This is a genomic window from Streptomyces sp. NPDC043746, assembly GCF_056436485.1.
Genome location: NZ_JBWKCM010000001.1, coordinates 118,855 through 144,488, shown reverse-complemented (window position 1 = coordinate 144,488; position 25,634 = coordinate 118,855). Strand labels below are relative to the sequence as shown.

Here is a 25,634-nt window from a genome sequence, read left to right as displayed (position 1 = left end):
CACCCCCCCCCCCCCCCCCCCCGCCCCCCCCCCACCCCCCCCCCCCCCTCCCCGCCCCCCCCCCCCCCCCCCCCCCCCCCCCCCCCCCCCCCCCCCCCCCCCCCCCCCCCACAGCCGTACGCCGTGTGTCAGGTCATGCGCGGCCGGCCGCCGGCTCGTCCGACTCCTCGTCCGGCTCCTCCTCGTCGAAGACGGCGCTGACGTCGAAGCGGCACACCACCAACTCGGGGTCGGCGTCCTCGAAGGGGGCGCCGAGCCACTCCCCCGGCTCCGGGAGCGCCTTGACGGCGGAGACCCAGAGGGTGGAGTCGCCCTCCTCCAGGCCGAACTCCTTGTGCCGGGAGGCGATCTCGTCGGGTTCGTACTCCCCGAAGAGCATGCCGAGCGCGGCATGGACGCTGGTGCCCACCACCGGGGTGGTGGAGCCGTTCGCGCCGGGTCCTTCGTCGATGTCGGCGAGGCGCTGTGCCTGGGAGAGCAGCCGCTGAGGTTCCGCGACCGCGTAGTCGCGCCGGATGAGCACGCTCAGCGCGCTGGGTTCGGCGGGTCCGGCGTAGGGCGGCAGGGAGTCGTCCGCGCCGGGGATCTCGAAGGGGGTGACCTCGTCGTAGCGCTCGTAGAGGAGTTCGTCGTAGACCTCGGCAGCGGCGGCCAGTGAGTTGAACGCCTCGTAGACGGCGGGGTCGTCGTCCCCGGTACGGCGTTCGACCGCATCGAGGTGACGGTCGATCGCGGCTTTGACCGCCTCGGCGGCGGCACGTACCTCGGCAGCGGTGGGCTGCGCAGCATCAGACATAGTGCAGACGCTATCCGTACCGGGGCTCTGCCCGCACAATAGATGCGATGCCGGAATACGAATTTGTCGACGTGTACGTGCCGCGCGGGGTCACCCGCCAGGAAGCGGCCCGAATCCTGACCGACCACGCCGAGTACGGACACTGGGAACTGGACCGCCTGACGCTGCGCCTGGACGGCAGCCGGAGAGTCCGGTTGCGACGGCGGATCATCCGTCAGCTGCGAGCCACCTGGTGACGCCACCGGCCGTCCGGTGACACGGGCGTCCACCGACGGATGACACGGGAACGGGCCCTGCGGATCGCGGGGCCCGTCCGTGTTCGCCTGCTCTCTGCTGTCCGTACCGCTGTTCCCGGCGTACGCGCCCGGGTCAGGCGGCGCTGCGGGAGCGGCGGTAGAGCACCGATCCCAGGCCGGCCAGCATCAGTCCGGCACTGGCCGGGATGAGCATCTCCACGCCGCCGGCGCCGGTCTGGGCGAGCTGCTCCTCCGGGTCCAGCTGGGGCGCGGGCACATTCGGCTCGGGCGGCTGGTCGGCCGGCGGGTCGACCGGCGTCTCTGGCGTGACCGGGGGCTTCTGCGGCTCCTCCGGCGTCGGGGGCGGCGGAGGGGGCGTGGCGTCGTTGGAGCAGCTGTTGCCGAAGGTCGGGTTGAGCAGCCCGACGACGGAGACGCTGTTGCCGCAGACGTTCACGGGGACGCTGACCGGTGCCTGGACCGCGTTGCCGGAGAGGATGCCGGGCGAGCCCTGCGCGACCCCTTCCGCACCGGCCCCGCCCGCCCGGTGACGGCCCGTGCCGGGCTCGCCGGTCCGGTCGGTGGCGGTGATGTCCCCGGCCTGGGCCGCGTTGCCGGCCTGGGCCCCGTCGGCGGAGCCGCCGCCGATACGGTTCTGCGTTCCGGAGCCCTGGCTCGACGCCGCCGATCCGTTCTCGCAGTCGTTTCCGAACGTCGGGTTGATGAGACCGCCGACGGTGACCGAGTTGCCGCAGACGTTCACCGGGATGTCGATCGGGACCGAGACCGAGTTCCCGGACAGCACGCCCGGTGAGCCGGTGGCCGTCGAGGCCGCACCGGCGTCGGCGTGGGCGTAGCCGCCACTGAGCGCGAGGACCCCGCCCGCCGCCGCCATGGTGATCAGGCCTTTACGAGTGACCTGTCGCATAGGTTCGTTTCCTGCCTTCTGCCTTCCGAAAAACCCCCGGACATGACCGTGCGGGAGCCGAATGCCGAACGGTCCCGGAGTGCATGGCACGCACTCCGGGACCGGCCGAGCTCAAACCCTTACGGGTTGACGCACAACGTCACGCGTTGACGCAGGTGTTGCCGAAGGCGGGGTTCAGCAGCCCGATCACGGAGACCGTGTTGCCGCAGACGTTCACCGGCACGTGGATCGGGACCTGGACGACGTTGCCGGAGAGCACGCCGGGGCTGCCGATGGCCGCACCCTGGGCGCCCGCGTCGGCGGAGGCCATGCCCGCACCGGCGAGAACGAGGCCACCGGTGGCAGCCGCAACTGCGACGACCTTCTTGATCATTATTCCTCCTAGTTGGAAATGCGGTCCCAGCCGCGGACCGCAAACCTTGTAACGAGGAGGGGGGAGCGGAGCTACGTGTGAACGGCGCGATTCACCCTTTCGGTCACCTACGTACAGGCGGGCGAATTGCGCACGGGGCCGGTCAGCTGTGGTCGATGAACCGGTCGAGCACCCGTACGCCGAACTGCAGACCCTCGACCGGGACGCGCTCGTCGACGCCGTGGAACATCCCGGCGAAGTCCAGCTCCGGGGGCAGCTTCAGCGGGGCGAAGCCGAAGCCCCGGATGCCCAGGTCGTCGAAGGACTTGGCGTCGGTGCCGGCCGAGAGCATGTACGGCACGGCACGGGCGATCGGGTCCTCGGCCACCAGCGCGGTCTGCATGGCGTCGACGAGGGCACCGTCGAAGGTGGTCTCCAGCGCCTTGTCCGCGTGCACGTCCTCGCGCTTCACCCGGGGGCCCAGGATCCGGTCCAGGTCCGCCAGGAACTCCTCCTCGTACCCCGGCAGGAACCGGCCGTCGACATGGGCGGTGGCCTGGCCCGGGATCACGTTGACCTTGTAGCCCGCGCCGAGCTGGGTGGGGTTGGCGGTGTTCTGGAGAGAGGCGCCGATGAGCTTGGCGATGCCGCCGAGCCTGGCGAGCGTCTCGTCCATGTTCTCCGGGTCAAGCTCGGTGCCGAGCGCGTCCGACAGCTCGTCCAGGAAGTGCCGCAGCGTCTTGGTGACCCGCACCGGGAACTTGTGCCGCCCCAGCCGCCCGACCGCCTCGGACAGCTCGGTGATGGCGTTGTCCTTGTGGATCATCGAACCGTGCCCGGCCGAGCCGTCCACGGTGAGCTTCATCCAGTGCATGCCCTTCTGGGCCGTCTCCACCAGATACAGCCGCAGCTTCTCGTTGACGGTGAACGAGAACCCGCCGACCTCGCTGATCGCCTCGTTGACGCCCTCGAAGAGACCCGGGTGGTTGTCGACCAGATAGCGCGCCCCGTACGTCCCGCCCGCCTCCTCGTCCGCGAGGAAGGCCAGCACGATGTCGCGCGGGGGCTTGCGGCCGGTGCGCATCCGCTCCCGTACGACCGCGAGGGTCATCGCGTCCATGTCCTTCATGTCCACGGCGCCCCGGCCCCAGACACAGCCGTCCGCGATCTCCCCGGAGAACGGGTCGTGCGTCCAGTCGGCCGCGTTGGCCGGGACCACGTCGGTGTGCCCGTGGATGAGCAGGGCGGGCCGGGAGGGGTCCTCGCCCTCGATGCGCGCGACGGTGGAGGCGCGGCCCTTGTGCGACTCGAAGATCTGCGGCTCCAGACCCACCTCGGCGAGCTTCTCCGCCACGTACTCGGCGGCGAGCCGCTCACCGGGGCCCGAGTGGTCGCCGTAGTTGCTGGTGTCGATCCGGATCAGGTCACGACAGAGGTCCACGACCTCCCTCTCGGCGTCCCCGACGCCGACGGCCTTGCCCGTGCTGCTCTCGCTCACGCTGCTTCCTTCCGCTGTCGCTGTGGTGCTCCTCCCCATCCTCCCGCGCCCGCGTCCCCCGCCCAAGGGCGTGCATCCCCCGTCACGCACCGTTCACAGCCGTCGGGGCGTGATCGAGCACCCTCGAATGTTTGCTATGGTTTTCCACGTCGGAACGGGCGAGGCCCGCGAGACAGACACCTTGTCCGGGTGGCGGAATGGCAGACGCGCTAGCTTGAGGTGCTAGTGCCCTTTATCGGGCGTGGGGGTTCAAGTCCCCCCTCGGACACCAGCTAAGACCCCTGTTGATCAGGGGTTTTTTGCTTTTCCAGGCTGTGGCGTGACCAACCACGTGACCAACAGCCGAGAGATTCCCCAGGTCAGACCAGGGATGACAGGCCGAGTCGGCCCGCTCCGGAGGCGGCGAGCTTCCGCGCTCCATCCTTACGTGAGTGCCCGTACCGGGCCATGGTGTAGCCCGGCGAGTGGTGCCGGACGTTCGCCGAGACTTCTACTGGGTTCTCCCCGGCCTCCAGGTCGTTCGTGACCTCGCTGTGCCGCCAGTCGTGAATCCGGAAGTCCTCCGGCAGGTGCAGCCGCGTCCGCAGGGTGCGCCAGCGGGCCGACACCTTCTCGGGGTCCTGGGGTCCGCCTGCCTCGCCCCGGTAGAGCCTGAAGCCGTCTCGGGCGAACACGAGGTCGTGATCCGTCCAGGTGGGGCCGAGCCGCTTTCACTCCTCGTCTTGTCGCTGCTTCTGCCACTTGAGGACGTTGATCACGGACTGGTCCACGTAGATGACGGCGTTGTCGTCGCCGTCCTTGGTCAGCTTCCGAAGCCGGTAGGCATTCCCCTCCTCCACCACGACCCAGGCCAGTTCAATGGAGCCCTCATCCCAGTTCACGAGGGACCACTTCATGCCCAGGGCCTCACTGCGGCGGACGCCGGTTGCGGCGTAGACCGTCCACAGCGGGGCGTCCCGGAGGCAGTGGTGAGTCAGGCCGCCGTCACAGGCCCGGTTGCCGCACGGCTCCCATACCGTCGCCAGGAACCGAGCCGTCTGCCCGTCGTCCAGGGTGGGGTACTTCTGCTCTTGGGCTCGGATCTGCCGGGCGGTGGGCGGGTGCGCCGTCGCCGCCGGATTGGCAGGTAGAGGAACGGCGGAACCGTGGGGCGACGGGCAGCGGCACGAATCCGGATCATGCTTCGAGTGCCGCAAAATTGAGCTCTTTCCAACTTCAGGCTGACGCGTGGTGGTGAAGGATGAGGACGGCCTTCACCACGTCGGTGATGCGGTTGGTGCTGCAGCGGAGCTTCCGTAGGAGGCGCCAGCCCTTGAGGGTGGCCATGGCCTGCTCGCCGAGGCAGCGGATCTTGGCGTGGGTGGTGTTGTGACGGCGCTTCCATCGCTTGAGACGGCGGCCCCGAGACGGGACTCGGACGGTTCCGCCGGCACCTTGATACGCCTTGTCAGCCCAGCATTTGAGTCCCGCTTCAGCGAGGGCTTCGATGATCCCGTGCTGTCGCGCGGCGGTGAGGTCGTGAGTGGAGCCGGGTAGCGCGGGCGAGGCCCGGAGCAGTCGTCCGAAGGGGTCGGTGAGGACCTGGACGTTCATGCCGTGGCGTTTGTGTTTCCCGGAGTAGTACGGGGTGTCGGCGGCGATCCGGTCGATCGGCAGCAGGGTGCCGTCGAGGATGACGAACGCCTTCGCCCGGATCGCCTTGATCGCCTCGGCCGGGGACGGGGCGAGGGTGGCCAGGATGTCGACGGCCTCGCGTATGTAGCGGAAGGCGGTCGCGATCCCGATACCGAAACCGGCCGCGAGCTGTGCGTAGGTGTCACCGCACCGCGGGTGGGCCAGGGCCAGCAGAGCCTGTCTCGCTGCGGGAAGCTGCCGCCACCGCGTGCCGATCTCCCTCCGCCTGGCTGTCAGTTGCCCGGTCAGGGACCGCAGGGTGCGGGTGGACAGATCGATCGACGACGGGTAGACAAGCACACGAAGCTCCTGGCGGACACGGGTGATCTTGGTCGAGAACCCATCTACCAGGAGCTTCGTCGTTACGCAGGACCGTCCAACTCGTGGTCAACACCGCCAGCTTGGAAAAGGCTCACTCTCTCCGAGGACGCCCGCCCGCTGTGGCGGATCGTCCGCCGATACGCCCGCATCCTGGGCGAGACCCTGCCCGAAGGGCAGGCCGCGTTCATCGAGCGCACCGCAGAGCAGACACTCAGGGTCGCGGCCAGCCTGGCAGCCTCCGAGTGCTCCGAGACCATCACGCAAGAGATCCTGTCGGCCGCCTTCACACTCGTACGCCGCTCCGTCCAAGACGCGGTCCGGATCAACAAGGGGGCCGACGCTCCGAAGGTGAAGCGGCAACCGCTCAGCCTCGCGGACAAGGTCCGGGCCCGGATCGAGATGCATGGCGGGCGGGCAACGTCTTCGCAGATCCTTCCGTACGTCGGGGCCACCGCAGAAGAGGTCAAGGCTCTGCCCGGAATCGTCGTCACCGTGGAACGGTCGGGGAAGACGGGCCGGCCGGCCACCGTTTTCACGCTCCGCGGTGACACTCCCGTTCACACAGAGCAGCCGAACGAGGCTCCCACCCGTCAGCCGGCCAGCGCGGAGCGTAACGGGAAGCGCGCCACGGTCGTCCAGATGGACGCCTACCGCACGCCCCCGAAGCACGTCCCCGTGGCCGTACCGGTGAAGCGGCCCGCCACTCCGGATTCCGATTCCAACCCGTTCCGCGCGCTGCTCTGACCGCTCGAACAAACCAAGCAAGCCCCGGCCCATCAGCCGGGGATTTTTTCATGTTCTCGTTGCTTCGACTACCCCAGCGGGCAGGGCAGTTCCGGACTGGAACGGTTCGGGGAGCACGTCACCAGTGCGACCGAATGGAAGACAGTTCCGTTCAGGTAGTGCCCCAAGGACACGTCCCCGCCCCAGGTCAGCCGTTCCACAGCAGCCTTCACGAGAAGGACCAGCCGAATCACTTCCCGATCCGCTTCCGATGCGAACCGGGGTGCGAACTCCGCAAGTTGGAGGCCGAGCCATTCCCCAGCTTCCTTCGGTTCCTCCCACGTCCCCCGCACCATGGAGGCCGGTTTCATCAGCCAGTGAGCTGTCTGAATCGGAGGAACGCCCGTTGCCGGGAAGTCGGCCACCGCATTTCGGTAGCGCTCCCTCAACGCCTCCTCGATTCCCACGGGCGGGGCGTGCTCCGGCGGCGGTCGCCGGATGCTCTCGTTGTCGAACGCCTTCTTCTCTCCGACCCATGCGTAACCGTGGTGGTGCATTGCCGCTCCGTTTCGGGCAATGGCGACGGCCCCGCCCGTCGGCGTGTGGGCGGGGCCGTCAGTCAGGTGGTGCTCAGGGATCAGGCGGAGAGGTCGAACCGCGCGGGGTCGATGCCCGCCGCGTCCAGCTCCGCCGTGGTGAACCGCAGCGGCTCAGCACTCGGCCGCTTGCTGTCACCCATGGCCCACGCGTCCGGGCCGATCTTGGCGAGCGTCACGCACGCCTCACCGTCCGGGTGCGTGCTGCCGCCGCACGCCTTCGAGAACTCGGCTCCCTCGATGGAAAGCCCGTACAGGTCGGTCATCGTCGTGCCCTTCCTGATCTGCTTGACGGCCCCACACAGGGCCGTCCCCCGCCCCTAACGGACGGAAGCCTTTGTGACCCTCATGGCTTCGGCTATCTGCTCGACCACGTCGGCGGGGAGCATCCCCAGGTGCACGTACGCGTGGCCGTTGTGGGTGACGGTGGGCCGTATGCCGCTCCACGCGCTCTCGGGGATACCGAGGGCTGCCAGGGCCGCCCGGATTGATTCGGCGGCGTCAGTGGCTCGCGTCCGGCCGTCTCTCCAGGTCTGCATGTCCATCAGTGCCCGGTCCCGTGCATCCGCAGCAAGATGTTGCAGTCAGTAACGGTCGAACCGTCCCGTTCCATCTCAGCGGCCTTCCGGAGCTGCCCCAACCGCGCGCACTCGGGGCAACCCGGTACGGGTCGGGGCGAGGGGCGTTCCTTTCGCATAGGCAGCGCCACCGTTGGTTCGTGCCACCGATTCGGTTCCGTCTTCATCACGCCGCGCCCTCCCGATCGCTTCCGAAGTCGATGGAAGGACCCTAGGAAGTGAGCAGTCGTGGGCTCCACGAACTTGCATGGGCTTGCACGGCAATTTGCTTGGCTGGTAGCACTATTGACGCTGTCTCTGCTGCTCAGCCAAGCTCATGCAAGCCCGAGCAAGCACCTAGACCAGGGAGCCAGCCATGGCCGTAGAGTTTGTCGGTATCGACCCCAACACCGACCGGGACCACTGCCCCACCGTGTGGGCGGACGCGGAAGCTCAGGAGATCTTGTTGCAGGGATGGAAGCCGAGCCCCGAGACCCAGGCGGAGTGCGAGGAGAGCAGCCCCGCGAACGGCCCGGTACCCGACAGCGAAGCCATCGTCAGGATTCCGGCCCGAATGATCCCGATGATCAGGGAGGCATGTGATGCCGTCGAGCGCGCCCAGCTTCGCTGAGCTGCTTGGCCAGTGTGAGCGGTCTGCCGTCCACCTGGAGCTGCGAGACTCCTACGCCCCGACGGACCGGTTCGAGGCATGGAAGCGGGGCGAGCGGATCAATTGGGAGGACCGCGAATCCTGGTGGCACCCCTATGACCAGTTGATCACGGACACCGTGGCCCGGGGCGTGGCGATCCGCCGGGCCCGGGTGATCTCCGAGCCCGTATCGGAGTACATCCGCTGGGAGCACTACGTCACTCACGCCAACGTCACTGCGGGCGAGGAGGTCCGGTGGCTGCCGCGACGACAGACCACGAGCATCCCCCTTCCGGGGAATGACTTCTGGCTGTTCGATGGTGCGCTTCTCCGAGTGCACCACTTCTCGGGTGACGGCGTGGTGGTGGAAGACGAGATCACTGCGGACCCGGAAACCGTGAAGCTGTGCTCCCACGCCTTCGAAGCGGTCTGGGAGCGAGCGATCCCGCACCACCTGTACGAGATCTGACGAAGGCCAGCTCCATGCCCCCACACCCCTCTTCAAGCGTCCAGAAGGCCCGCGAAGACCTCGCCGGCCGTCTGCGCGAAATCCGGAAGGATGCGGGGATCAGCGGGCGGGAGCTGGCTGTCAGGTGCGGCTGGTCCGAGTCAAAGTCGTCCCGGATTGAGAACGCGAAGACCCCTCCCTCGGACGCGGACATCAGGGCGTGGTGCCGGGCCTGCTCCGCCGACGATCAGACCCCTGACTTGATCGCGGCAAACAGGCAGTCCGCCAATGCTCATGTGCAGTGGAGAGGGCTCCAGCGGAGCGGTCTCCGTCGCCTGCAAGAGTCCACCGGGGATCTGTACCAACAAACCAAAACGTTTCGGATCTACGTTTCCGACGTGATCCCCGGATTCCTCCAGACGCCCGGATACGCCGCTGCCCTTCTGTCGTCCATCGCGGACTTCCGGGGAACCCCCAACGACGTGAGTGATGCTGTGGCGGCCCGCATAAGGCGTAACGCGGTGCTGAGCAACGGCGTACGCCGGTTCTCGTTCGTCCTGGAGGAGTCGGTGTTGCGGTACCGGCTGTGCGGCGCCGAAACCATGGCGGCACAGCTTGGCCACCTGCTCGGGGTTATGGATCTCCAGAACGTCGCCGTGGGTATCGTCCCGTTCTCAGCACAACGGACCGTGTGGCCCATGCCCACCTTCACGATCTTCGATGACACCAGGGTGCACGCGGACAGTCTGGACGCTGCTTCCACCCTCACGCAGCCCAGCCAGGTCGAGCTGTACGCCAGAGCCTTCGAACGGCTCTCACAGGAAGCTGTGCGGGGAGCAGCTGCACGGTCTCTCATAGCGGGTGCGTTGGCGTCCCTGGACTGAGTCCGGCGGCCAGCAGGAGGCTCTACTGCTCGGAGCTGGACCGGTTGGCCACGTGACCAACGTATGACCAACAGCGGTCCGAAACAGCAGGAAACAGGGGGGAAGCATGACCAACCAAGACTGTCAACTCTGTGCCCTATCGCTGGTATCCTCGCAGGTCACAGGACTAGTGGGCTGGTGCCCGAGTGGAGAGTTCAAGTCCCCCCTCGGACACCAGCAGGAGCCCCACTTCGGTGGGGCTCTTTTGCGTCACGGGCCGGAGGCGGGAGAGGGGCGAGGATGAGGGGCCGCAGGAGGGCGTCCGCCGGGCCCCTCCCCCAGCGGGACGGGATCGATGCCGTGCGGGTCCGGTTGCCGGAGGATCCGGACGGGGTCCGGGGCACGGTCGGGGAGTATCTGGTCGCGCGGTTCGGCGGGGCGATCGGGGCCGAGCGGGTGGCGGCGATGCTCGGTGAGGGGCGGTTCGTGGGGGCCGACGGAGTGCCGGTGCGGGGCGGTGAGCCGTATGCCGCCGGGTCGTCGCTCTGGTTCCACCGGGACTTCGCGGCCGAGGAGCCGGTGCCTTTCCCCATCGGGATCGTGTACCGGGACGCGCATCTCGTGGTCGCGGACAAGCCGCACTTCCTGGCCACCACGCCCCGGGGGCGGCACATCACCCAGACCGCGGTGGCCCGGCTGCGGCGGGAGCTGGGAGTGCCGACGCTCCAGCCCGCGCACCGGCTGGACCGGCTGACGGCGGGGCTGGTGCTCTTCGTGGTGCGGCCCGAGGAGCGGGGCGCGTACCAGACGCTGTTCCGGGACCGGCTGGTGCGCAAGGAGTACGAGGCGGTGGCCCCGTACGACCCGGAGCTGGTCCTCCCGCGGACCGTACGGAGCCGGATCGTGAAGGAGCGCGGGGTGCTCGCCGCCCGGGAGGAGTCGGGCGAGGCGAACAGCGAGAGCCATGTGGAGCTGGTGGAACACCGGGGTGCGCTGGGGCGCTATCGGCTGGTGCCCGCCACCGGGCGGACCCATCAGCTGCGGGTCCATATGAACGCGCTGGGGGTGCCGATCGTCCACGATCCGCTCTATCCGGTGGTGGAGCCGGAGGGGGCCGGAAAGGACTGGGACCGGCCGTTGCAGTTGCTGGCGCGGCGGCTGGAGTTCACCGATCCGGTCAGCGGGGAGCCGCGCCGCTTCGTGAGCGGGCTGCGGCTCTCCGCCTGGCCGGAGGGGTGAGGCTCTGCCTTCTCGGTGGCCGTGTGCCTGAGGGGCCGTGTTCAGTGGCCGCGCTTGATCCAGTCGTCGAGCTGCGGGGCCTCGGCGCCGATCGTGGTGGGGTCGCCGTGGCCCGTGCGGACCGCGGTGTCGCCCGGGAGCGTGAGCAGCCGGTCCCGGATCGAGTCGATGATCGTGGGGAACGACGAGAAGGAACGGCCGGTGGCGCCCGGTCCGCCCTGGAAGAGCGTGTCCCCGGTGAAGACCGTGGCCAGCTCGGGGGCGTACAGGCAGACCGCGCCGGGGGCGTGGCCGGGGGTGTGCAGGACGGTGAGGGTCGTGCCGGCGACGGTGAGTTCCTGGCCGTCGGTCAGTTCGGCGTCGGGGGCGCGGTCCGGGTGGGTCTGCTGCCACAGCTCGCGGTCGGCCGGGTGGAGCAGGATCGGGGCGCCGGTGGCCTCCGCGAGGGCGGGCGCGGCGTCGATGTGGTCGTTGTGCGCGTGGGTGCAGACGATGGCGCGCAGCGTACGGCCGCCGAGCGCGGTCCCGATGGCGGTGGCGTCGTGGGCGGCGTCGATGACGATCGCCTCGGTGTCGTCGCCGACGATCCAGACGTTGTTGTCGACGTCCCACTCGCCGCCGTCGAGGGCGAAGGTGCCGGAGGTGACCAGGTGGTCGATGCGGGCGGCCATCAGAACACCACCACCGAGCGGAGGACGTCGCCGTCGTGCATGCGGGCGAAGGCCTGCTCGACATCGCCCAGGCCGATGGTCTCGGTGACGAAGGCGGCGAGGTCGAGACGGCCCTGCTGGTGGAGGTCGACGAGCATCGGGAAGTCGCGGGAGGGCAGGCAGTCGCCGTACCAGGAGGACTTGAGCGAGCCGCCGCGGCCGAAGACGTCCAGGAGCGGGAGTTCGAGCTTCATGTCCGGGGTGGGGACGCCGACGAGGACCACCGTTCCGGCCAGGTCGCGGGCGTAGAAGGCCTGTTCGTACGTCTCGGGGCGGCCGACGGCCTCGATGACGACGTCGGCGCCGTTGCCGTCGGTGAGGGCGCGGATCGCCTCGACGGGGTCGCTGGTGCGGGAGTTGACGGTGTGGGTGGCGCCCATCGCCCTCGCCGTCTCCAGCTTGCGGTCGTCGATGTCGACCGCGATGATCTTCGCCGCTCCGGCGAGCCGGGAGCCGGCGACGGCCGCGTCACCGACGCCGCCGCAGCCGATGACGGCGACCGAGTCGCCCCGGCCGACCCGGCCGGTGTTGATGGCGGCGCCGATGCCCGCCATCACGCCGCAGCCGAGGAGTCCGGCCACCTCGGGGGCGACCTCGGGGTCGACCTTGGTGCACTGGCCGGAGGCGACCAGCGTCTTCTCCGCGAAGGCGCCGATACCGAGGGCGGGCGACAGCTCCGTGCCGTCGAGCAGCGTCATCTTCTGCTTGGCGTTGTGGGTGTCGAAGCAGTACCAGGGGCGGCCGCGCAGACAGGCGCGACACTGCCCGCACACGGCACGCCAGTTGAGGATGACGAAGTCGCCGGGGGCGACATCCGTGACGCCCTCGCCGACCGACTCCACCACGCCCGCCGCCTCGTGGCCGAGGAGGAAGGGGAACTCGTCGTTGATCCCGCCCTGCTTGTAGTGCAGGTCGGTGTGGCAGACGCCGCACGCCTGGATCTGCACGACGGCCTCTCCGGGGCCGGGGTCGGGGATGACGATCGTCTCGACCCGCACCGGCTCGTTCTTCCCCGGTGCGATGACCGCTTGCACCTGCTGTGGCATAGCCCTGCTCTCCCTGCTCCCGCGCTGCGCGAAGATCGACGCGGACCACCGTACGCCTCGGGGCCCTCGTCTAAGGAGCGAGGACGTCCAGTTCGTGCAGGGCGCCGACCGCGATCTCCTTGGTGATGCGCTCGGCCGCTTCCGGGTCGCCCTCGCGGACCGCTTCCGCGAGGCGGACGTGGAGGGTGACGGCGGCGGGGTCGGGGTCCTCGAACATCACCTGGTGGTGGGTGCGGCCCGCCAGGACCTCCGCGACCACGTCCCCGAGGCGGGCGAACATCTCGTTGCCGGAGGCGTTGAGGACGATCCGGTGGAAGGCGATGTCGTGTTCGAGGTAGGCCTCCAGCTGCTGGCCCCGGGAGGTGGCGACCATGCCGAGGGCGCGTTCGGTCAGCTCGGCGCACTGCCCGGCGCTCGCGTGGCGGGCGGCGAGGCCCGCCGCGACCGGCTCGATGGCGGAGCGCAGGACCGTGAGGGAGCGGAGCTGGCGGGGGCGGTCGGCGCCGGCCAGGCGCCAGCGGATGACCCGGGGGTCGTAGACGTTCCACGTCTCGGTGGGACGGACGGTCACCCCGACCCGGCGGCGGGACTCGACCAGCTGCATGGACTCCAGGACCCGGACCACTTCGCGGACGACCGTACGGGAGACGTCGAAGCGCTGGGCCAGCTCGTCGGTGCGTAGGACGCTGCCGGGCGGGCACTGGCCGGAGGTGATCTCCAGACCCAGGGCGTCCAGCACATGTGTATGCAGCCCCTGGCTCTGTGTGGTCATGGGCCAAGCCTACGGGGCGGCCCTCGGCAACAAAAAGTACGACGTATGCGTCACAGACTCTTGAATAAGTCGTACCTAATAGGTTTCAGTAGCGCGACGGACCGATGTCGAAGACGACAGCGAGACAGCGAGGCACCCCATGAGCACCCCCCACGTCGTCGTGGTGATGGGCGTAGCAGGAACCGGCAAGACCACGATCGGTCCCCTGCTCGCCGCCGAACTCGGCGTTCCGTACGCCGAGGGCGACGACTTCCACCCCCCGGCCAACATCGAGAAGATGTCGGCCGGTACCCCCCTGGACGACGACGACCGGTGGCCGTGGCTCGATGCCATCGGTGAGTGGGCGCGCGGGCGGGCGGGGCTCGGCGGGGTGGTCTCCAGCTCGGCGCTGAAGCGGTCGTACCGCGACCGGCTGCGGGCCGGGGCGCCCGACGCGCTGTTCCTGCATCTGACCGGCGACCGGGCGCTGATCGAGGAGCGGATGGCGGACCGCAAGGGCCACTTCATGCCCACCGCGCTGCTCGACTCCCAGTTCGCGACGTTGCAGCCGCTCCAGGCCGACGAGGCCGGGGTGGATGTCGACGTGTCCGGCACCCCTACGGAAATCACCCAGCGAGCCGTCGCCGCGCTGCGTCGGCTCGACACCTAAGGACCACCACCGTGACCAGTCTCAGCGTCGAGATGCTGGCAGCGGACGCCGCCGAAACGATCACTTCGGCAGGCAACGCGCAGCTGGGCATCGCCGTCCTGGCCGGCATCGCCGTCATCGTTCTCCTGATCACCAAGCTCAAGATGCACGCGTTCCTGGCGCTGACCGTCGGTTCGCTGGCGCTCGGCTCCTTCGCGGGGGCGGCACCGGCCGACACGATCGCCAGCTTCACCGCGGGCCTCGGCTCCACCGTCGCGAGCGTGGGCGTCCTCATCGCGCTCGGCGCCATCCTGGGCAAGCTGCTCGCGGACTCGGGCGGGGCGGACCAGATCGTCGACACCATCCTGGCGAAGGCGAGCCGGGGGCCATGCCGTGGGCGATGGTCCTCATCGCCTCGATCATCGGGCTGCCGCTCTTCTTCGAGGTCGGGATCGTGCTGATGATCCCGGTGGTGCTGCTCGTCGCCAAGCGCGGCGGCTTCTCCCTGATGCGGATCGGCATCCCGGCGCTGGCCGGGCTCTCCGTGATGCACGGGCTGATCCCGCCGCACCCCGGCCCGCTGGTCGCGATCGACGCCCTGGACGCCGACCTCGGGGTGACGCTGGCGCTCGGTGTGCTGGTCGCCGTCCCGACCGTGATCATCTCCGGTCCGGTCTTCTCGCGCTACGCCGCGCGCTGGGTGGACATCGAGCCGCCGGAGAAGATGATCCCGCAGCGCCCCTCCGAGGAGCTGGACCGCCGTCCGAGCTTCGGCGCCACCCTGGTGACGATCCTGCTGCCGGTCGTGCTGATGCTGCTCAAGGCCCTGGTCGCGATCGTCGTCGACGACCCGGAGAACGGTTTCCAGCGGGTGACGGACGTGATCGGTTCGCCGATGATCGCACTGCTCGCCGCCGTGCTGCTGGGCATGGTCACCCTCGGCCGGGCCGCCGGGTTCACCCGGGGCAGGCTCGCCGGGACCGTGGAGAAGTCGCTCGCCCCGATCGCGGGCATCCTGATGATCGTCGGCGCGGGCGGCGGCTTCAAGCAGACGCTGATCGACGCCGGGGTGGGCCGGATGATCCTGGACGTCTCCGAGGACTGGTCGATCCCCGCCCTGCTGCTCGGCTGGCTCATCGCCGTCGCGATCCGCCTCGCCACCGGCTCGGCCACCGTCGCCACCATCTCCGCCGCCGGTTTGGTCGCCCCGCTCGCGGCCGACATGTCGACCTCGCACGCGGCTCTGCTGGTGCTGGCCATCGGGGCCGGTTCGCTCTTCTTCAGCCATGTGAACGACGCCGGGTTCTGGCTGGTGAAGGAGTACTTCGGGATGGACGTCGGGCAGACCGTGAAGACCTGGTCGGTGATGGAGACCATCATCTCCGTGGTGGCCATAGGCTTCATCCTGCCGCTGTCGTTGCTGCTGTAGCCGCTTCCGTACGTACGCGAGAACGCCCGCCCCGGTGCCGTACCGGGGCGGGCGCTTCCTTTCGCGTACGCGGCCGGGGCGGGCGGCTCCTTCCGCGTACGTACGGCGTGGTCAGCGGTGGCCCGACTCGCTCCCGGCCGCCTTCTCCAGCTGGAACGCCTCGTTGCCCAGCCCGATCCGGGCGTGCACCTCGGGCCTGACCCTGCGCAGCACCGCCCCGTAGACCAGGCCGCCCGCGAGGGCGAGGACGATCACGCCGGGCAGCAGCCAGTTGAGGACCGAACCCGGGCCGGAGCCCACGAGGACGTCGAAGTCGCGGACGGTGAAGACGGCGATCGACAGCAGCGCGACCCCGGCGAGTGCGGAGCAGACCAGACGCGGGGCCTGCACCCGGCCCGCACCGCGCTTGACGAAGAACGCGATGACGGCGAACGAGGCGGCGGCCATCAGCAGGATCACGCCGAGCGCGCCCACGTTGCCCATCCAGGTGAAGAGGCGCAGGACGGGGACGGTGGGGTCACCGACGTGGTTGTCGTCGCTGAGGGCGAAGGCCAGGACGATCACCACGGAGATGGCGGACTGGAGCAGCGAGCCGGTGCCGGGGGCGCCGCTCGCCCGGTTGGTGCGGCCGAAGCGGGCGGGCAGCAGCCCCTCGCGGCCCATCGCGAAGCCGTAGCGGGCGACCACGTTGTGGAAGCTGAGGAGCGCCGCGAAGATGCCGGTGACGAAGAGGATGTGCAGGACGTCGGTGAAGGTGGAGCCGAGCCGGGTCTCGGTGAGGCCGAAGAGCATGCCCGGGCCCTCCTTCAGGGAGGTGTCCGCGACGGAGGCCGGTCCGACCGCCACGGTCAGGGCCCAGGAGCTGAGGGCGAGGAAGACCGCCGCGTATCCCACGGCGAGGAACATCACCCGGGAGACCACGATCTGCGGGCGGCTCGTCTCCTCCGCGTAGACGGGCGCCTGCTCGAAGCCGACGAACGCGGCGATGCAGAAGCAGAGCGCGGTGGAGAGCCCGGCCCCGGTGAGGGTCTCGGGGTTGAACGCCTGGAACGAGAGCCCCTCCGGGCCCGGCTCGGAGACGGCGGCGATGTCGAAGACCACGACGAGCACGCATTCGATGACCAGCAGGACCCCGAGCACCTTGGCGTTGAGGTCGATCTTCAGCCAGCCGAGGACGCCGACGACGACCACCGCGATCAGCGCGGGTATCCACCACTGCACGTCGATACCGGCGTACGTGGAGAGGATGACGGAGACCTCGAAGCCGAGGATCCCGTAGATGCCGACCTGCATCGCGCTGTACGCCACCAGGGCCACGAGCGAGGCACCGGCACCGGCGGTCGGGCCGAGGCCCCGGGCGATGTACGCGTAGAAGGCGCCGGCGTTGTGGACGTGTCGGCTCATCTCCGCGTAGCCGACGCTGAACAGCATCAGGACGGCGCCGAGGGTGACGAAGAGGAGGGGCTGTCCGACGATGCCCATCACGCCGAAGACCGTGGGCATCACCCCCGCGACCACCATCAGGGGGGCGCTGGCGGCGAGCACGGAGAGGAGCAGGCCCAGGGTGCCGAGGCGGTCGGCGCGCAGGGCGCGCGCCTCCCCCTTGTAGGTGTTGATCCCGCCGGTGTCGCCGGTCTGCCGGGGGGTGCCGGTCTGCCGGGTCCTGCCTGGAGATGAACTGCCCGTCGACATGGCGGGGGTGATCCCTTCTTCGGTCTTCGGTGCGCGGTCGATTGGTGCTCGGCACGCGTGGCCGGGTGGGCGCGTGCGTCAGGGCGCGCCTAGTGCGTGGTCGCGGGCGGCGGTGAACGCGGCGTACGGGTCCTGGCCCGCGTAGGACCAGGGCGCGGCCGTGGCGTACGGGCCGATGCGGTGGAAGAGGGCGGCGGCCTCGGCGGTCCGGCCCTCGCAGACCTTGGCGTGGGCCAGGAAGTTGAGGTCGACCCGGTGGCGGGGGTGGTCCTCGCGCTCCCACTCCAGCCACCAGTCGAAGGCGGTCTTCATCACCTGCCGGGCCCGCCGCCCCGACCAGTGCCCGGAGGCGACGGGGTCGTCCGGCTCGCTGCCCGCCGCCACGAGGACGCGGTAGCGCTCGGCGTGGGCGACCACCGGGAGGACGGCGAGCGGTGAGTCGGCCGGGGCCTGTTCGGCGGCCCAGGCGGCGAAGTCGTACACCTCGTGGAGCGGGTCCTGGCCGCTGTCGGGGCGGCTCTCGGCCAGTTGCGCGGTCATCACGTGGTGGGCGTGGTGGTGCTCGGGGTGGCGGGAGCGGACCTCCTCGAAGAGTCGGCCGGTCTCGTCACCGCCGCCCTCACGGCCCCGGTCCAGGAGGAGCAGGGCGAGCCACGGGGTGGGGTCCTCGGGGGTGAGGCGGGCGGCGGCGAGACACGCCTGCCGGGCGCGGGCCACCTCGTCGGCCTTGGCCTTGGGGCGCAAGGCCCGTACGGCGCGGGCGCAGCCGAGGAGGGTGGCGGCGTCGGCGCTCTCGGGTTCGGCGAGCAGCCAGTCGCCGGCCCAGTCCGCGGCGGAGGGGATCTCCGCGAGGCAGAGGAAGCGGTGCCCCCGGCGGTCCCAGTCCGTGCCGGTCGCCACCAGCAGGGCACGGGCCTCGCCCCACCGCCCCTGGGTGAACTGGGTGCGGGCGTCGATGAGTTCGATGTCGCCCAGGGCCGGGTCCAAGGCGTGGTCCGAGCGGCCGCCCCGGCGGCGGGAGCGGCCCGAGGGCGGCGGAGGCGGGGACATGCCGCAGACTTCTTTCGACGCGGTGTGCGAGCGGATGATCGCGCACAGCAAAGCGGTAGGGGGCGCTCCAAGTCAAGAGGAGGTCTACACCAACTCTGCTTCACGCATAGAGAGTTGGCCGGAACTCACCGGGTCGGCGTGGTGTTCGCGCAGCGCGCGGCGGGGTGGGCGGGCTCGGGGTGACGCCTGACACACTGGGCGTATGGAGCCTCGTGAACCTCTGAAACCCTTCCTTCTCGCCTTCCCCGGTCCGCTGCGCGACCGGCTGGTGGCTGCGGTCCTCTCCGGTGAAAAGGTGTCCACCTCCGGGCTGTTGGCCGAGTACGAGCTGGAGCGGGAGGAGCTTCCGCCGGTGGGCGAGCGGTCTGCGCTGATCGATTCGCAGGGGCGGGAGGTGGCGGTGGTCGAGGTGACCGACGTGCGGGTGCTGCCGCTGGGAGAGGTCGATCTGCGCCATGCGCTGGACGAGGGCGAGGGGTACCGGTCGGTGGCCGAATGGCGTGCGGGGCACGAGGCGTTCTGGCACGGGGAGGAGATGCGGGAGGCGATGGGGGATCCGTCGTTCACCGTGGACGACGCGACGCTGATCGTGGCGGAGCGGTTTCGGGTGGTGGAGCGGTTGGACGGGGGCGGGGCCTCGTCCTGACCATCCGGGGCGCTGCCCCGGCCCCCGCTCCTCAATCGCCGGAGGGGCTCACAGTGCCCGCGCCGCCGCCCTGCCCGCTGCCCGGCCCGAGAAGACGCAGCCGCCGAGGAACGTGCCCTCCAGGGAGCGGTAGCCGTGGATCCCGCCGCCGCCGAAGCCCGCTGCCTCGCCCGCCGCGTACAGGCCGGGCAGTGGGGTGCCGTCGGCGGTGAGGACCCGGGAGGACAGGTCCGTCTCCAGGCCGCCCAGGGACTTGCGGGTCAGGATGTTGAGCCGTACGGCGATGAGCGGGCCCGCCGCCGGGTCCAGGATGCGGTGCGGCTTCGCCGTACGGATGAGGCGGTCGCCCAGGTAGGCGCGGGCCCCGTGGATGGCGGTGACCTGGAGGTCCTTGGTGAAGGGGTTGGCGATCTCGCGGTCGCGGGCGGTGATCTCGCGGCGCAGGTCGGCCGCGTCGATCAGACCGTCGCCGGTGATCGCGTTCATGCCCCGGACCAGGGCGTCGAGGTCCTTCTCCACGACGAAGTCCGCCCCGTGGTCCATGAACGCCTTGACCGGTGCGGGCACGTCCGCGCGGGCCCGGCCGATCACGTCCCGTACCGACCTGCCCGTCAGGTCGGGGTTCTGCTCGGAGCCGGAGAGGGCGAACTCCTTGCCGATGATGCGCTGGTTGAGCACGAACCAGGTGTAGCCGTGGCCCGACTTCATGATGTGCTCGAGGGTGCCGAGCGTGTCGAAGCCGGGGAAGAGCGGGACCGGCAGCCGCTTGCCCCGGGCGTCGAGCCAGAGGGAGGAGGGGCCGGGCAGGATGCGGATGGCGTGCTTGGCCCAGATCGGGTTCCAGTTCTCGATGCCCTCGGTGTAGTGCCACATCCGGTCGCGGTTGATGTGGTGGGCGCCCGCCTCCTCGGCGATGCCCAGCATCAGGCCGTCGACATGGGCGGGGACCCCGGAGAGCAGCTTCTGGGGCGGGGTGCCGAGCCGCTCGGGCCACTGGGCGCGGACCAGCTCGTGATTGCCGCCGATGCCTCCGGAAGCGACGATCACTGCCTGCGCCTTCAGCTCGAAGGCGCCGGTGACCTCCCGGCTGCTGGCGGTGCCGCGCTCGGCCGCGCTCGGCGCCAGGATCTCGCCGGTCACCGTGTCCAGCGCCCCGGCGGTGCGGGCGAGACCGGTGACGCGGTGGCGGAACCGCGGTCGGACGAGCCCCCGGGCGACGCCCTCGCGGACCCGCCGCTCGAAGGGGGCGACCACGCCGGGGCCGGTGCCCCAGGTGATGTGGAAGCGGGGTACGGAGTTGCCGTGGCCGGTCGCGTCGTAGCCGCCGCGCTCCGCCCAGCCGACCACCGGGAAGATCCGCAGTCCCTGCCGGTGGAGCCAGGAGCGCTTCTCACCGGCTGCGAAGTCGACGTACGCCTCGGCCCACTTCTTGGGCCAGTGGTCCTCCTCGCGGTCGAATCCGGCGGTGCCGTACCAGTCCTGGAGGGCCAGCTCGCGGCTGTCCTTGATCCGCAGCCGGCGTTGTTCGGGCGAGTCGACGAGGAAGAGGCCGCCGAAGGACCAGTGGGCCTGCCCGCCGATCGACTGCTCGGGCTCCTGGTCGAGGAGGATCACGGAACGGCCCGCGTCGACCAGTTCGGCGGTGGCGACGAGTCCGGCGAGCCCTGCCCCGATCACGATCACATCAGCGTCGTACGCCATGGGTTCCATCCTGTCGGGGAGGCTCACGGAAGCCCGGGAAGGCTCGGCCGGGTGGCAAGTTACCCGTGCGTCAGATCTTGGGTACCGGCCGCTGCCACGTCAACCACCCGGGTGCTGTTGGATGAAACGCATGACGCCTTCTGACGAGATCCTGGACATCGTCGACGAGAACGACGAGGTCGTCGGGCAGGCCCCACGCGGGGAGGCGACCGCCCGGGGCCTGCGCCACCGCTGCGTCTTCATCGAGGCGCGGGACGCCGAGGGGCGGGTCTTCGTCCACCGCCGGACCGCCACCAAGCTGCTCTTCCCCTCGTACTACGACATGTTCGTCGGCGGGGTGGTGGGCGCGGGCGAGTCCTACGACGAGGCGGCGCTGCGGGAGGCGGAGGAGGAGCTGGGGGTCTCGGGGCTGCCGACGCCCGAACCGCTGTTCCGGTTCCTCTACACCGGCGGGAAGCACTCCTGGTGGTCGGCGGTCTACCAGGTGCGGTGCGAGCTTCCGGTCTCGCCGCAGGTCGAGGAGGTCGCCTGGCACGCCTTCCTGGGCGGGGCAGAGCTGGAGGAGCGGCTCGGTGAGTGGCTGTGGGTGCCGGACGGGGTGGAGGCGTACCGGCGGCTGGCGGAGTTCCGGGCGCTGTGACCTCGTAGGGTGCCCTGTGTGAACAAGATCGTGCAGAGCGTACGCCTGTGGTTCGCGCCGCAGCGGGTCCGGGAGGAGGGGGCCACCCCCGACTACCGGTTCTCCCTGGCCAACGAGCGCACGTTCCTCGCCTGGATCAGAACGGCCCTGGCCCTGATCGGCGGCGGCTTCGCCGTGGACCAGTTCCTGCCCGACCTGGCCTGGGGCGTCCGGGCGGGGCTCGCTCTCGGGCTGATCGGCGCCGGTGTCCTGTGCGCGTTGCGGGCGGTCAACCACTGGGTGCGGTGCGAGCGGGCGATGCGGCGCGGGGAGGATCTGCCGGTCTCCCGCTTCCCGACGGTGCTCAGCCTGGTGGTCGCGGTGGTGGCCGTCGCGATGGTGGTGGTGGTCCTCTTCGGCTGGGAGAGCCGGTGAGGGTCGTACGGGACGGGGACGGGGGCGGGGACAGGAGCGGCGGCCGGGGCGGAGGAGGCGGGGACCGGGATCCCGGGCTCCAGCCCGAGCGGACCCGGCTCGCGTGGCGGCGTACGACGCTCTCCGCCACGGTGGTGGCGCTGCTCGCCGGGCGGCAGGCGCTGCTCAGCGGGGCGACCCCGGCCGCGCTGGTCGCGGCGGCGCTGGTCGCTCTGGCCTGGCTGGGCTTCCTGGCGGCGGCCCACCGCAGGATGCGGCGCCTGGGCGTCGCCCGGCCGGAGCCGCTCGCGCCGCGCGGGGTGCTGGCGGCGGCGCTGTGCACGGCGGCGTTCGCGGCGTTCGCGGTGGCCATGCTGCTCTGAGCACGCCACGCCGCTCCGGGCCCCGCCCCGCTGGTGCGAACCCGGCGGCCCGTCCCCTCTCAGACGTCCCAGTCCACCGTGACGACGATCTTGCCCCGGGTACGTCCCTCCTGGTTGAGACGGTACGCCTCGGCCGCCTGCTCCAGGGGGAAGACCCGGTCCACGTGGACGGTGACGATGCCCTGTTCGGCCAGTTCCGCGAGCTGGGCCAGGTCGGCCGCGTCGGGACGGACGAAGGCGTAGCGACCGCCGTACGAGAACACCTCGCTGTCCGCGATCGAGGCGAGCCGGCCGCCCTCGGCGAGGGTCTCGGCCGAGACCCTCAGCGCCTCCCCGCCCACGGTGTCGAAGGCCGCGTCGAAGCCGTCGGGGGCCAGCTCCCGCAGTCGGCCGCCAAGCCCTTCCCCGTACGCGACGGGCTCGCCGCCCAGGCCGCGTACGTAGTCGTGGTTGCGCTCGCTCGCGGTGCCGACGACCCGGCACCCCTCGTGGCGGGCGATCTGCACGGCGACGGAGCCGACCCCGCCCGCCGCCGCGTGGACCAGGACGGTGTCGCCGCCGCGGATCTTCAGGGTGCGGTGCAGCACCTGGTACGCGGTGAGCCCGGCCAGCGGCAGTCCGGCGGCCTCCTCGAAGCTCAGGCTGAGCGGTTTGCGGGCGAGGGTGCGTACCGGGGCGGCGACGTACTCCGCGAACGTACCGCGGGAGAGGAAGTCCTCCCGGACGTAGCCGATCACCTCATCCCCCACCGCGAACTCCTCGACGGCGACGCCCGGTTGGACGACCACCCCGGAGACGTCCCAACCGGGGACCACCGGGAAGACGGCTTCGATGCCGCTCTGGAGGTAGCCCTCGCGGGCCTTCCAGTCGACCGGGTTGACGGCTGCGGCCCGCACCTTCACCAGGACCGAGTCGGGGCCGACCTTGGGGTCGGGCCGCTCGCCGTACTCCAGGACATCGGCCGGGCCGTACGCGCTGTAGCTGATCGCCTTCATCCCTCGACCTTCGGCGCAGGTCAGGGTGTGCGCAACTCAGGGCGGACGGAGGATCCCCCCTCCTCGGCGCGGACGCCCCGGGTGCCCGGGCGGGACGGGTCGGCCACGAGGGCCGGGCGAGGCGGGACTCCGCGACGGCCCGGCCGGCACACATCGGTGAACTCCCCTCGGGGACGGGATCCGTCACCAGGGTGCGGACGCGCCCGCCGGCGCCCGATCGCGGGAGCACACTGGACGACATACCGACTGGTCGGCATCATGGTCACCGACCGTCCCCTTCGCTCGGTCCCACTCGCTCGGCCCACCGCCCCGGAGGTACGCCCCATGAGCCCCGTCGCCCCACCAGGTCTCGACCCCGAGCTGCTGCGCGGCCATCTCGACCGTGAGCGCCCCGGACTGGTGCGCGGGCCGCTCCAGGCGCGGCTGATCGAGGGCGGGCGGTCCAACCTCACGTACACCGTCACCGACGGGGCGGGACGGTGGGTGGTCCGCAGGCCGCCGCTGGGCCATGTGCTGGCCACCGCTCACGACATGAAGCGCGAGCACCGGGTGATCAGCGCCCTGCACCCCACCGCCGTCCCCGTGCCGGAGCCGGTGCTGCTCTGCGAGGACGAGACCGTCCTCGGTGCGCCCTTCTACGTCATGGAGCACGTCGAGGGCGTTCCGTACCGCACCGCCGAACAGCTCGCCCCGCTGGGCCCCGAGCGCACCCGGGCCGCCGTCCTCGCCCTCGTCGACACCCTGGTCGACCTGCACGCGGTGGACCCGGAGGCGGTCGGGCTCGGGGACTTCGGGCGGCCCGACGGGTTCCTGGACCGGCAGTTGCGGCGCTGGGGCAAGCAGCTGGACGCCTCCCGCGACCGGGAACTGGCCGGCATCGACGAGCTGCACGCCTCGCTCGGCCGCGAACTGCCCGCGTCGCCCGCGCCCACGGTCGTCCACGGCGACTACCGCCTGGACAACGTGCTGCTCGGCCCCGACGAGCGGATCAACGCCGTCCTGGACTGGGAGATGTCCACGCTGGGCGACCCGCTGACCGACCTCGGGCTGCTGGTGATGTACAGCTCCGACCTCGGTCTGCCGCACTCCCCCGTCTCCACCACCAGCGGCGCCGCCGGGCACCCCTCCCCCGCCGAGCTGATCGAGCGGTACGCCGCCGGGTCGGGCCGGGACACCTCCGCCATCTCCTGGTACACCGCGTTCGCCTGGTTCAAGCTCGCCGTGATCCTGGAGGGCATCCACTACCGCTACACCCTCGGCCAGACCGTCGGCGCGGGCTTCGACCGGATCGGTGAACTGGTCCCGGTCTTCATCGAGCACGGCCTCACCACCCTCCAGGAAGGCTGACCACCCATGGACTTCGCATTCGACGCCCGTACCGAGGAGCTGCGCTCCCGGCTGCTGGCCTTCATGGACGAGCACGTGTATCCGGCCGAGCCGGTCGCGGAGGAGCAGCGGGCGCTGCTCGCCTCGCCGTGGGAGACGCCCGCGGTCGTCGGGGAGCTGAAGGCGAAGGCGCGGCAGCGGGGGCTGTGGAACCTCTTCCTGCCGGACGCGGCGTACGGGGCCGGGCTGACGAACCTCCAGTACGCGCCGCTCGCGGAGATCACCGGCCGCTCCCCGCACCTCGCGCCGACCGCCACGAACTGCGCGGCGCCGGACACCGGGAACATGGAGGTGCTGTTCCAGTTCGGCACGGAGGAGCAGAAGAAGCGGTGGCTGGAGCCGCTGCTCGCCGGGGAGATCCGTTCCGCGTTCGCGATGACGGAGCCGGAGGTGGCGTCCTCGGACGCGACGAACATCGAGACGCGGATGATCCGGGACGGCGACGAGTACGTCGTCAACGGGCGCAAGTGGTACATCTCCGGGGCGATGAACCCCGACTGCGCGGTCTTCATCGTGATGGGCAAGACCGACCCGGACGGCTCGGACCTCCGCCGCCAGCAGTCGATGATCCTGGTGCCGCGCGACACGCCGGGAGTCGAGGTGCGGCGGGCGATGCGGGTGTACGGCTACGAGGACCACTCCCACGGCGGCCATGCGGAGGTGGTCTTCCACGACGTCCGGGTGCCGGTGGCCAACCTGGTCGGCGAGGAGGGCGGCGGGTTCGCCATCGCGCAGGCGCGGCTGGGGCCGGGGCGGATCCACCACTGCATGCGGCTGATCGGGATGGCGGAGCGGGCCATCGAGCTGATGTGCCGCCGGGCGGTGGACCGTACGGCGTTCGGCAAGCCGCTGGCCGCGCAGGGAGTCGTGCAGAACTGGATCGCGGACGCCCGGGTGACGGTGGAGCAGTTGCGGCTGCTGGTACTGAAGACGGCCTGGCTGATGGACACCGTGGGCAACAAGGGAGCGCACACGGAGATCCAGGCCATCAAGATCGCCACCCCGCGTGCGGTGGTGGACATCCTGGACTCGGCGGTGCAGCTGCACGGGGCGGGCGGGGTGAGCCAGGACTTCCCGTTGGCGGAGCTGTGGGCGGCGGCGCGGACGCTGCGGCTGGCGGACGGCCCGGACGAGGTGCACCAGCGGTCGCTGGCCCGGCGGGAGGTCAAGAAGTACGGGTGAGAGCGGGGTGGGGGGGGGGGGGGGGGGGGGGGGGGGGGGGGGGGGGGGGGGGCACGAGGAGAGGGGAGGGGTATGAGATGTTTGGTTTCAGTCTGGTCGGC

30 protein-coding genes, 1 tRNA gene and 1 pseudogene are annotated in these 25,634 nt (G+C 70.6%); 15 read left to right on the top strand and 17 right to left on the bottom strand.

The genetic code is table 11. The annotated features are described in order from the left end of the window. Positions 1–133 precede the first annotated feature (133 nt). Positions 134–796: a hypothetical protein gene (locus tag AC0682_RS00710; RefSeq protein WP_478530292.1), complete on the bottom strand. Its 663-nt coding sequence runs from the start codon at positions 794–796 to the stop codon at positions 134–136. Between the two features lie 47 nt (positions 797–843). Between AC0682_RS00710 and AC0682_RS00705 the strand changes: the two genes are divergently transcribed. Further along, on the top strand, positions 844–1,032 hold the full coding sequence (locus tag AC0682_RS00705) for a DUF5703 family protein (protein ID WP_026237501.1): 189 nt from the start codon (positions 844–846) through the stop codon (positions 1,030–1,032). A gap of 133 nt (positions 1,033–1,165) precedes the next feature. Here AC0682_RS00705 and AC0682_RS00700 read toward each other — a convergent pair whose 3' ends face one another. The 3 genes from AC0682_RS00700 to AC0682_RS00690 form a co-directional block, all read right to left on the bottom strand. Further along, a complete protein-coding gene (locus AC0682_RS00700) occupies positions 1,166–1,960 on the bottom strand; it encodes a chaplin (protein ID WP_478530289.1) in 795 nt (264 codons plus the stop codon). Between the two features lie 139 nt (positions 1,961–2,099). Beyond that, the gene (gene chpH, locus AC0682_RS00695; protein ID WP_018487920.1) at positions 2,100–2,333 is read right to left on the bottom strand and encodes a chaplin ChpH; all 234 of its coding nucleotides are present in this window, start codon (positions 2,331–2,333) and stop codon (positions 2,100–2,102) included. A gap of 142 nt (positions 2,334–2,475) precedes the next feature. Further along, positions 2,476–3,810, bottom strand: a complete 1,335-nt coding sequence (locus AC0682_RS00690; protein WP_254812907.1) for a M20/M25/M40 family metallo-hydrolase — start codon at positions 3,808–3,810, stop codon at positions 2,476–2,478. Positions 3,811–3,993: 183 nt separating this feature from the next. Here AC0682_RS00690 and AC0682_RS00685 point away from each other — a divergent pair. After that, positions 3,994–4,081 (top strand) — tRNA-Leu (locus AC0682_RS00685). An 88-nt stretch (positions 4,082–4,169) separates the two neighbouring features. On the opposite strand, the gene AC0682_RS00680 is transcribed toward AC0682_RS00685, so the two are convergent. From AC0682_RS00680 to AC0682_RS00670, 3 genes are all read right to left on the bottom strand, one after another. Then, on the bottom strand, positions 4,170–4,484 hold the full coding sequence (locus tag AC0682_RS00680; RefSeq protein ID WP_478530287.1) for a hypothetical protein: 315 nt from the start codon (positions 4,482–4,484) through the stop codon (positions 4,170–4,172). Between the two features lie 36 nt (positions 4,485–4,520). Next, entirely contained in the window at positions 4,521–4,706 is a 186-nt protein-coding gene (locus AC0682_RS00675; RefSeq protein ID WP_478530285.1) for a hypothetical protein, read from the bottom strand. A 319-nt stretch (positions 4,707–5,025) separates the two neighbouring features. Next, positions 5,026–5,784 carry a transposase family protein gene (locus AC0682_RS00670; RefSeq protein WP_478530283.1) on the bottom strand — a complete coding sequence of 253 codons (759 nt, stop codon included), beginning with the start codon at positions 5,782–5,784 and terminating at the stop codon, positions 5,026–5,028. Positions 5,785–6,153: 369 nt separating this feature from the next. On the opposite strand from AC0682_RS00670, the gene AC0682_RS00665 reads away from it, so the two are divergent. Beyond that, positions 6,154–6,549 (top strand): hypothetical protein, encoded by a 396-nt coding sequence (locus AC0682_RS00665; protein WP_478530281.1) that lies wholly within the window; start codon positions 6,154–6,156, stop codon positions 6,547–6,549. Positions 6,550–6,617: 68 nt separating this feature from the next. Here the strand turns inward: AC0682_RS00665 and AC0682_RS00660 are convergent, their stop codons facing one another. From AC0682_RS00660 to AC0682_RS00650, 3 genes are all read right to left on the bottom strand, one after another. Continuing rightward, entirely contained in the window at positions 6,618–7,085 is a 468-nt protein-coding gene (locus tag AC0682_RS00660) for a hypothetical protein (RefSeq protein ID WP_478530279.1), read from the bottom strand. Between the two features lie 80 nt (positions 7,086–7,165). Further along, the gene (locus AC0682_RS00655) at positions 7,166–7,390 is read right to left on the bottom strand and encodes a DUF397 domain-containing protein (protein ID WP_478530277.1); all 225 of its coding nucleotides are present in this window, start codon (positions 7,388–7,390) and stop codon (positions 7,166–7,168) included. 54 nt (positions 7,391–7,444) lie between these two features. After that, complete coding sequence (locus tag AC0682_RS00650; protein WP_257002234.1) at positions 7,445–7,663, bottom strand: hypothetical protein; 219 nt, start codon at positions 7,661–7,663, stop codon at positions 7,445–7,447. A gap of 394 nt (positions 7,664–8,057) precedes the next feature. On the opposite strand from AC0682_RS00650, the gene AC0682_RS00645 reads away from it, so the two are divergent. The 4 genes from AC0682_RS00645 to AC0682_RS00630 all read left to right on the top strand — a co-directional run bounded on the left by AC0682_RS00645 (position 8,058) and on the right by AC0682_RS00630 (position 10,880). Further along, entirely contained in the window at positions 8,058–8,312 is a 255-nt protein-coding gene (locus tag AC0682_RS00645; protein ID WP_478530275.1) for a hypothetical protein, read from the top strand. Further along, complete coding sequence (locus AC0682_RS00640) at positions 8,284–8,799, top strand: DUF6879 family protein (RefSeq protein WP_096627865.1); 516 nt, start codon at positions 8,284–8,286, stop codon at positions 8,797–8,799. Before AC0682_RS00645 ends, AC0682_RS00640 begins: the two co-directional genes overlap by 29 nt. Before the next feature lie 14 nt (positions 8,800–8,813). Next, on the top strand, positions 8,814–9,662 hold the full coding sequence (locus tag AC0682_RS00635) for a helix-turn-helix domain-containing protein (RefSeq protein ID WP_478530273.1): 849 nt from the start codon (positions 8,814–8,816) through the stop codon (positions 9,660–9,662). 279 nt (positions 9,663–9,941) lie between these two features. Continuing rightward, complete coding sequence (locus AC0682_RS00630; protein WP_478530271.1) at positions 9,942–10,880, top strand: RluA family pseudouridine synthase; 939 nt, start codon at positions 9,942–9,944, stop codon at positions 10,878–10,880. 41 nt (positions 10,881–10,921) lie between these two features. Here the strand turns inward: AC0682_RS00630 and AC0682_RS00625 are convergent, their stop codons facing one another. The 3 genes from AC0682_RS00625 to AC0682_RS00615 all read right to left on the bottom strand — a co-directional run bounded on the left by AC0682_RS00625 (position 10,922) and on the right by AC0682_RS00615 (position 13,408). Further along, a complete protein-coding gene (locus AC0682_RS00625) occupies positions 10,922–11,551 on the bottom strand; it encodes an MBL fold metallo-hydrolase (RefSeq protein ID WP_478530269.1) in 630 nt (209 codons plus the stop codon). After that, the gene (locus tag AC0682_RS00620; RefSeq protein WP_478530267.1) at positions 11,551–12,636 is read right to left on the bottom strand and encodes an S-(hydroxymethyl)mycothiol dehydrogenase; all 1,086 of its coding nucleotides are present in this window, start codon (positions 12,634–12,636) and stop codon (positions 11,551–11,553) included. The genes AC0682_RS00625 and AC0682_RS00620 overlap by 1 nt, the downstream gene beginning before the upstream one ends. Positions 12,637–12,706: 70 nt before the next feature. Continuing rightward, complete coding sequence (locus tag AC0682_RS00615) at positions 12,707–13,408, bottom strand: FadR/GntR family transcriptional regulator (protein WP_478530265.1); 702 nt, start codon at positions 13,406–13,408, stop codon at positions 12,707–12,709. A 139-nt stretch (positions 13,409–13,547) separates the two neighbouring features. Here AC0682_RS00615 and AC0682_RS00610 point away from each other — a divergent pair, with 139 nt between their 5' ends. Both AC0682_RS00610 and AC0682_RS00605 read left to right on the top strand, forming a co-directional pair. After that, positions 13,548–14,057 (top strand): gluconokinase, encoded by a 510-nt coding sequence (locus AC0682_RS00610; protein WP_028419962.1) that lies wholly within the window; start codon positions 13,548–13,550, stop codon positions 14,055–14,057. An 11-nt stretch (positions 14,058–14,068) separates the two neighbouring features. Further along, positions 14,069–15,465, top strand: a pseudogene (locus AC0682_RS00605) (GntP family permease). Between the two features lie 111 nt (positions 15,466–15,576). Here AC0682_RS00605 and AC0682_RS00600 read toward each other — a convergent pair. Both AC0682_RS00600 and AC0682_RS00595 read right to left on the bottom strand, forming a co-directional pair. Continuing rightward, positions 15,577–17,157 carry an APC family permease gene (locus tag AC0682_RS00600; protein WP_478530264.1) on the bottom strand — a complete coding sequence of 527 codons (1,581 nt, stop codon included), beginning with the start codon at positions 17,155–17,157 and terminating at the stop codon, positions 15,577–15,579. 78 nt (positions 17,158–17,235) lie between these two features. Further along, positions 17,236–18,207, bottom strand: a complete 972-nt coding sequence (locus AC0682_RS00595; RefSeq protein ID WP_478530262.1) for a hypothetical protein — start codon at positions 18,205–18,207, stop codon at positions 17,236–17,238. 202 nt (positions 18,208–18,409) lie between these two features. On the opposite strand from AC0682_RS00595, the gene AC0682_RS00590 reads away from it, so the two are divergent. Further along, complete coding sequence (locus AC0682_RS00590; protein ID WP_478530260.1) at positions 18,410–18,853, top strand: ASCH domain-containing protein; 444 nt, start codon at positions 18,410–18,412, stop codon at positions 18,851–18,853. 48 nt (positions 18,854–18,901) lie between these two features. Here AC0682_RS00590 and AC0682_RS00585 read toward each other — a convergent pair whose 3' ends face one another. Next, positions 18,902–20,554, bottom strand: a complete 1,653-nt coding sequence (locus tag AC0682_RS00585) for an FAD-binding dehydrogenase (protein WP_478530258.1) — start codon at positions 20,552–20,554, stop codon at positions 18,902–18,904. A gap of 130 nt (positions 20,555–20,684) precedes the next feature. On the opposite strand from AC0682_RS00585, the gene AC0682_RS00580 reads away from it, so the two are divergent. The 3 genes from AC0682_RS00580 to AC0682_RS00570 are packed head-to-tail and all read left to right on the top strand — an operon-like array spanning position 20,685 to position 21,970. Beyond that, positions 20,685–21,194 carry an NUDIX domain-containing protein gene (locus AC0682_RS00580; protein ID WP_478530257.1) on the top strand — a complete coding sequence of 170 codons (510 nt, stop codon included), beginning with the start codon at positions 20,685–20,687 and terminating at the stop codon, positions 21,192–21,194. A gap of 18 nt (positions 21,195–21,212) precedes the next feature. Beyond that, positions 21,213–21,608 (top strand): YidH family protein, encoded by a 396-nt coding sequence (locus tag AC0682_RS00575; RefSeq protein WP_254812904.1) that lies wholly within the window; start codon positions 21,213–21,215, stop codon positions 21,606–21,608. Continuing rightward, complete coding sequence (locus tag AC0682_RS00570; protein WP_478530256.1) at positions 21,605–21,970, top strand: DUF202 domain-containing protein; 366 nt, start codon at positions 21,605–21,607, stop codon at positions 21,968–21,970. The genes AC0682_RS00575 and AC0682_RS00570 overlap by 4 nt, the downstream gene beginning before the upstream one ends. A 59-nt stretch (positions 21,971–22,029) precedes the next feature. Here AC0682_RS00570 and AC0682_RS00565 read toward each other — a convergent pair whose 3' ends face one another. Continuing rightward, positions 22,030–22,965 (bottom strand): NADP-dependent oxidoreductase, encoded by a 936-nt coding sequence (locus AC0682_RS00565; protein ID WP_478530254.1) that lies wholly within the window; start codon positions 22,963–22,965, stop codon positions 22,030–22,032. Positions 22,966–23,289: 324 nt separating this feature from the next. Here AC0682_RS00565 and AC0682_RS00560 point away from each other — a divergent pair, with 324 nt between their 5' ends. Continuing rightward, positions 23,290–24,312, top strand: coding sequence for a phosphotransferase family protein (locus tag AC0682_RS00560; protein ID WP_478530252.1), 1,023 nt, complete (start codon positions 23,290–23,292; stop codon positions 24,310–24,312). A 6-nt stretch (positions 24,313–24,318) separates the two neighbouring features. Further along, positions 24,319–25,533 (top strand): acyl-CoA dehydrogenase family protein, encoded by a 1,215-nt coding sequence (locus AC0682_RS00555; protein ID WP_478530251.1) that lies wholly within the window; start codon positions 24,319–24,321, stop codon positions 25,531–25,533. Positions 25,534–25,634 lie beyond the last annotated feature (101 nt).